This is a genomic window from Flavobacterium sp. J27 (assembly GCF_004303025.1).
Taxonomy (GTDB): domain Bacteria; phylum Bacteroidota; class Bacteroidia; order Flavobacteriales; family Flavobacteriaceae; genus Flavobacterium.
This window is the reverse complement of the sequence record NZ_PJQW01000014.1, coordinates 4042-10848: the sequence shown is the minus strand read 5'-3', so window position 1 is coordinate 10848 and position 6807 is coordinate 4042. Positions and strand designations below refer to the sequence as shown.

Sequence of the window (6807 nt, the reverse complement as noted above, 5' to 3'; positions counted from 1 at the left end):
AGAAAGAAGAAAGAAGAAAGAAGAAAGAAGAAAGAAGAAAGAAGAAAGAAGAAAGAAGAAAGAAGAAAGAAGAAAAAGAATAGCTAAATAAAAAGTGGATTAAAAAAATCATGCTTACAACAACAATGACATTATTTGAAGAAGTATTGGAAGCTAAAAAGCAATTTGAAGAGGTGGTCTTCCCTACTCCTTTATTACCCAATCGAAATTTATCTCATACCTTTCAAGCCAATGTGCTTCTCAAAAGGGAAGATTTACAAGTAGTGCGTTCGTATAAAATACGAGGTGCTTATAATAAAATGAGTGCTTTAACGGAAACTGAAAAAAAACAAGGAATTGTTTGTGCTAGTGCTGGTAATCATGCGCAAGGTGTGGCTTATTCTTGTCATTTATTACAAATTCATGGCAAAATTTTCATGCCTAAAACCACACCGAAACAAAAAATCAAACAGGTGCAACTTTTTGGTCAGGATTTCATTGAAATTATTTTAACAGGAGATACTTTTGACGATGCTTATGCTTCCGCGAATGCTACTTGTCTCGCTGAAAATAAAATTTTCATTCATCCTTTCGATGATGTAAAAGTCATTGCAGGTCAAGGCACTGTTGGATTAGAAATTTTGGAAGATTCGAAAACGAAAATCGATTATGTTTTTATTCCTATTGGTGGTGGTGGTTTGGCTTCCGGACTTTCAACGGTTTTTAAAGAATTGAGTCCGAATACTAAAATCATTGGTGTAGAACCTGCTGGTGCTCCATCTATGAAAGTATCCATCGAAAAAGGAGAAAATACACGCTTAGATGACATCGATAAATTTGTTGATGGAGCAGCTGTGAAACAGGTAGGACATCATAATTATACCATTTGTAAAGAAAATTTAGATGATATTATTCTAGTTCCTGAAGGAAAAGTATGTTCTACCATTTTACAATTATACAATGAAGAAGCTATGGTGGTTGAACCTGCTGGTGCTTTAACAATTGCCGCTTTGGACTTTTACAAAGACAAAATTAAAGACAAAAATGTGGTTTGCATTGTAAGTGGTAGTAATAACGATATTGAACGAACTGCTGAAATTAAAGAGCGTTCATTGTTATATGAAGGTTTGAAACATTATTTCATGATTCAGTTTCCACAAAGACCTGGTGCTTTAAAAGAATTTGTAAATGATATTCTAGGAGAAGATGATGATATTACTTATTTTCAGTTCAAACAAAAAAACAATAGAGAATCAGGTCCAGTGATTGTTGGTTTAGAATTAAAAAACAAAACTGACATTGCTCCTATTCTAGAAAAAATGAAATTAAAAGGTTTTGATTTTCATTACCTGAACGAAAAAGAGGATTTATTTGCACAATTAATTGGGTAATAAAACTCTGGGTTTTGTTTAGTTGTAAAGCTTCATAGGAAACTATGGAGCTTTATTTTAAAAAAACTTTATGTTATTTTAGATTTTAATAAAACACCAACAAAAAAAATAACAAGTTGATTATTAGATAAATAAATCAATAATTATTTATCAAAATTAAAACTCTTTTTTATCAATATTTTAATAAATTGGCAGTAAAATTAGATTTTAACATTTTTTACATATTATTTATAGTATTTTTACAAAATATTAACCTATAAAAAAACCAATTTATTTAATGAAAAAAATTACACTACTGTGCTTTTTATTATTGACTTTTTTTAGTCAATCGTATGCACAATTTATTGAAAATTTTGACACCAACACCTCTCTTCCTGTTGGATGGTCAATTATTAATCAAGGTGGAGCAAATGAATGGCTAATTGCAAACATTGGAACGGGTGCTCATTCAGGAACAAACGTAGCTAGAATTACTTACAATTCAACCGCTCATGATGATTATTTAATTACTCCTGCAATAGTAATTACTTCAGGAGTAAATGACAGAATTTCCTTCTATATCAAATCATTAAACTCTGGCTATTTAGAACCATATGAAGTAGTATTATCTACTACAACAAACACTGCTGGCTCAGATTTTAGTATAACTTTACAATCTTCTCAAGAAGCAAGCGCTAATTGGGAGAAAAAAGAGTTTAATTTAGCTGCTTATGCTGGTCAAACAGTATATATTGCAGTAAGAGCAACTGGTACAGATGAAGATCGCTTAGCAGTTGATGATTTTGTAAATGATGCAATCCCTTCTTGCCCACAACCAACAGCTTTAACAGCTAATTCAGTTGTTTCTAATGCAGCAGAATTAACTTGGACAGAAAATGGAACTGCATCTTTATACAATGTTGAAATTGTTCCTTCTGGAACTCCTGCAACAGGAACCGCTACAGATTCTGGAGTGACTAACCCTTTCAACAAAACGGGTTTAACTCCTTCAACATCATATGATTATTATGTACAAGCAGATTGCGGTGGTGGAGATTTGAGTTTATGGTCTGGACCATTTACATTTACAACCGCTTGTACAGCAGTGGATAGCTTTACAGAAAATTTTGACGGTGTAAGCACCCCAGATTTACCAGCATGTTGGTCTAAAATTTTAGATAATGGCGCTTCATCCTATGCTTACATTGAAACTTCAACTAGTGCAGATTATTCTGCTCCAAATGGTGTAACACTATATAATAGCGATTCTTCAAACGGTGCAAACATAATACTAGTTTCTCCACTTTTATCAAACTTATCAGATGGAACTCATCAATTACACTTTTTTGCAAGTGCTTCTGATGCCTCTCAAGATATTGAAGTAGGAACTATCTCTAATACAGCTAACGGTGCAGCTTTTACACCTTTAACAACTGTAGATTTATCAACTACTTATACTGAGTATGTAGTACCATTTGATACTTATTTTGGTTTAGATAGTTATGTAGCTATTCGTAGAGTTTCTACCACAACATATACTTATGTGTATTTAGATAATATTTCTTGGGAACCTATCCCATCTTGTCCTTCACCCCTTTTAAGTTCATTAAATGTTACCCATTTAACTTCATCTTCTGCAGATTTAGTTTGGGTTGAAAATGGATCAGCTACTACTTGGAATATTGAATGGGGAGCAACTGGTTTTACTCCTGGATCTGGTACGATGATTACAGGTAGCACTACAAACCCACATAGTTTAACAGGATTAACTCCTTCTACTTCTTATGACTTTTATGTTCAAGCAGATTGTGGTAGTGATACAAGTAGCTGGGTAGGACCGTTTACATTTACAACTTCCTGCACCGCATATACCATTCCATATTTTGAAGGTTTTGAATCTGGATATACTCAAGATGATTCAGTTAGTGGTTGTTTAACTCAAGAGTCTATTAATGGAACTCAAACTTGGTCAGCAAACACCTCTTCAACGAATTACAATAGAACTCCTAGAACAGGATCTTGGAATGCATACTTACGTTATAGTAATGAAGATTGGATATTTATTCCAGTTGAATTGGTAGGCGGAACTAGTTATACAGTAAACTTATTTGCGCGTCAAGACGGTTCAACTGCATCTGATGCAGACATTTCTATAAGCTATGGGAATTATGGAACAGATACAGATATGACAAATACGATAGTTACTGCAACTGGAATTATAAATGGTGTTTATCAAGAAATTACAGGCTCTTTCACACCTGCTACTTCTGGAACTTATTATGTAGGCATCAAAGGTTACATGAATGGTAACCCTTGGTATATCTCTTTAGATGATATCTCAATCTATGAAACACCATCTTGCCCTGCACCCTATCTTAACACATTATATGCAACTAACATTACCTCAGCTTCGGCTGATTTAGGATGGGTAGAAAGTGGATCGGCTACTACCTGGAATATTGAGTGGGGAACAACTGGTTTTACACCTGGAACTGGTAACGTAATTACAGGAACAACAACTAATCCTCACAATTTAACAAGTTTATCTGCTACTACTACATATGATTTTTATGTTCAAACAGATTGTGGTGGTGGTGATTTAAGTTCTTGGACTGGACCATACACTTTTACAACAGCATGTGCAGCTGTAGATAGTTTCAATGAAAACTTTGATGCTGTAAGCACTCCAGATCTACCAGCATGTTGGTCTAAAGTTTTAGACAATGGGGTTTCTTCGTATGCCTATGTTGAAACTTCAACTAGTGCAGATTTTTCAGCTCCAAATGGCGTGACTTTATATAATAGTGATTCTCCTAGCAGTGCTAACATAATTCTAATTTCACCAATTGTGTCTAACTTAGCAGACGGAACACATCAATTACGTTTTTATGCAAGTGCTTCAAGTGCTTCTCAAGATATTGAAGTGGGAACTATCACAGATGTTTTAGACGGTAGTACTTTTACACCTCTAACTACTGTAGATTTATCATCAACTTATACTGAATATATAGTACCTTTTGACACTTATTTTGGATTAGATAACTATATCGCTATTCGTAGAATATCTACTTCAACATATACTTACGTTTATTTAGACAATATCGCTTGGGAACCAATTCCTTCTTGTCCTGCTCCACTTTTAAGTTCTTTAAATGTTACTAATTTAACAACGACTTCAGCAGATTTAGGATGGACAGAAAGTGGATCAGCTGCTACTTGGAATATTGAATGGGGCGTAGCTGGTTTCACACCTGGAACTGGTACTCTAGTTACTGGTACAACAACTAACCCTCATAATTTAACTGGTTTAACACCTTCAACTTCTTATGAATTTTATGTTCAAGCAGATTGTGGTGGAGATACTAGTGTTTGGATAGGACCATATTCTTTCTATACAGGACACTGTATTCCTTCTGGAACAAGTCCTGATTCTTATATAGATAGTTTTACTACTACAAATGGTGCAGTAAACATAAACAATTTAACTTCTGGATTTTCTGCTACTAATTATGGAAATATGTACAATTCTATGACAGTTAGCCAAGGTCAGAATGGAACAGTAGATTTTTCAGTTGAAATTGTAGGTGGTTCTGTAGGATGTGCAATTTGGGTAGATTGGAATAATGATTTACTATTTCAAACATCGGAAGTAGCATATAGCACAACTGGCTATGGTTATGGTCCTTTTACAGGAACAATAACAGTGCCATCCGGTGTAGCAAATGGAGATTATAGAATGAGAGTAATGGTTGATTATAACGACTCTAACCCAGGTGATGATAATGCTTGTTCTTTCAGTAGTGGAAGAGGTGAAGTTGAAGACTATAAATTTACAGTAGACTCTGCTTTATCTGCGACTCAATTTGATAACACAAATTTTGCTGCTTATCCAAATCCAGTTAAAGATATTTTAAATTTATCATACTCTTCTCCAATTTCGAAAGTTCAAATTATTAATTTATTAGGACAAGTAGTAATCTCTAAAAACATAGACAATACTACAACGCAAATTGATATGTCAGATCTGAATTCTGGTGCATATATCGTTAATATTTCTATTAATGATACCATAAAATCAATTAAAGTAATTAAACAATAACTTTAAAAAGTTAGTTCTATAACTTAAACCTTGCCTACTCATGGCAAGGTTTTTTTTTACACAACAACCACAAACAAAAAGCATACCTATGCTCAAAAAATATATTTATTTTATCATTTGTTTTTTTCAAATTTCTTTTTTATTTCTTGTAGTTCCACTAACACACCTACAGAGAAAAAATCAAACTTTTAGAAAGAGAAAAATAAACTATCTATTCCCTCTTAAAACAAACAATCAATCACTAAAATCAAACCATACAAAACACTTTTTACCAAAAAAAATTCATTTAATATTTTTTTTAAATTATAAACAATTAAAAACAGTAAAAAATGTTTATAATTTAACATTTATTCAAAAAATGTGATAATTTTTTAAATTTAAAATTATTTAATTTTGTTAAAAAGTGCTTTTCAACGATATTAAAAGCTTTTTAACGGTAAAAATTCTTCATGATTATGCATTGGTTACATTTGTGACCCAAATAAACCACACAACTTAATTATGAAAAAAAATCTACTTCTTTTGTTCTGCATGTTCAGTTTCTTTTCATATGCTCAATTATCAGAGGGTTTTGAAGGAGGTACTGCACCTACTTTCCCTACTTGGTCTTTAACATCTGGAAACTGGGCCATTTTAGATAATGGAATTGGAACAGCACAAACTTGGCAATTAGTAAATGCTCCTCAAACATATCAAGGTAATGGAGCTGCTTTCTTAAATAGAGAAAATGTTGTTGATGGAACCATCGCAGAAGATTGGTTAATATCACCTAATGTTATTATTCCTTCAGATGGTCAACTTCGGTTTTATACTAAATTATCGCAAGGAGGTAATCAAGGAAGTATTTATTCTATCAGAATTGCCGATGCAAGTATGTATCCACAAAATGATACTAACAATTTTACTTCAATTCAAACGTGGGATGAAGTACAATTAATGAATGGATCAACTACTACAGAACAAAGCACTTACATACAAAAAGTGATAGACTTAAGTTCATATGTAGGACAAAATCTATTTATTGCATTTGTAATGGAAAATGACAATGGAGATAGATGGTACCTAGACAATATAAATGTAGACTCAAAATGTTTAGACAACACTAATTTGTCTGCTACACCTTTAGCAACTTCAGCTACATTAAACTGGACTAGTCCAAATACAGCTACTCAATGGGAAATAGAATATGGACCTACTGGATTTACACCCGGAACTGGAACAATTATTACGGTTACATCTGCTCCTCCCTATGTTCTGAATAATTTATCTCCCTTAACAAATTATAGCTTCTATGTTAGATCATTATGTGCAAGTGACAATACAAGTTCTTGGGTAGGCCCATCCAATTTCACAACTTCA

Annotated in this window: 3 protein-coding genes; all 3 read left to right on the top strand. The window is 33.1% G+C overall.

The genetic code is table 11. The annotated features are described in order from the left end of the window. Positions 1–125: 125 nt before the first annotated feature. Positions 126–1370, top strand: coding sequence for a threonine ammonia-lyase IlvA (gene ilvA / locus CX675_RS16670; protein WP_130736474.1), 1245 nt, complete (start codon positions 126–128; stop codon positions 1368–1370). A 277-nt stretch (positions 1371–1647) separates the two neighbouring features. Continuing rightward, a complete protein-coding gene (locus tag CX675_RS16665; protein WP_130736388.1) occupies positions 1648–5448 on the top strand; it encodes a T9SS-dependent choice-of-anchor J family protein in 3801 nt (1266 codons plus the stop codon). Positions 5449–5949: 501 nt separating this feature from the next. Next, on the top strand, positions 5950–6807 hold an 858-nt coding region (locus tag CX675_RS20030; protein WP_205728646.1), incomplete at its 3' end, for a choice-of-anchor J domain-containing protein.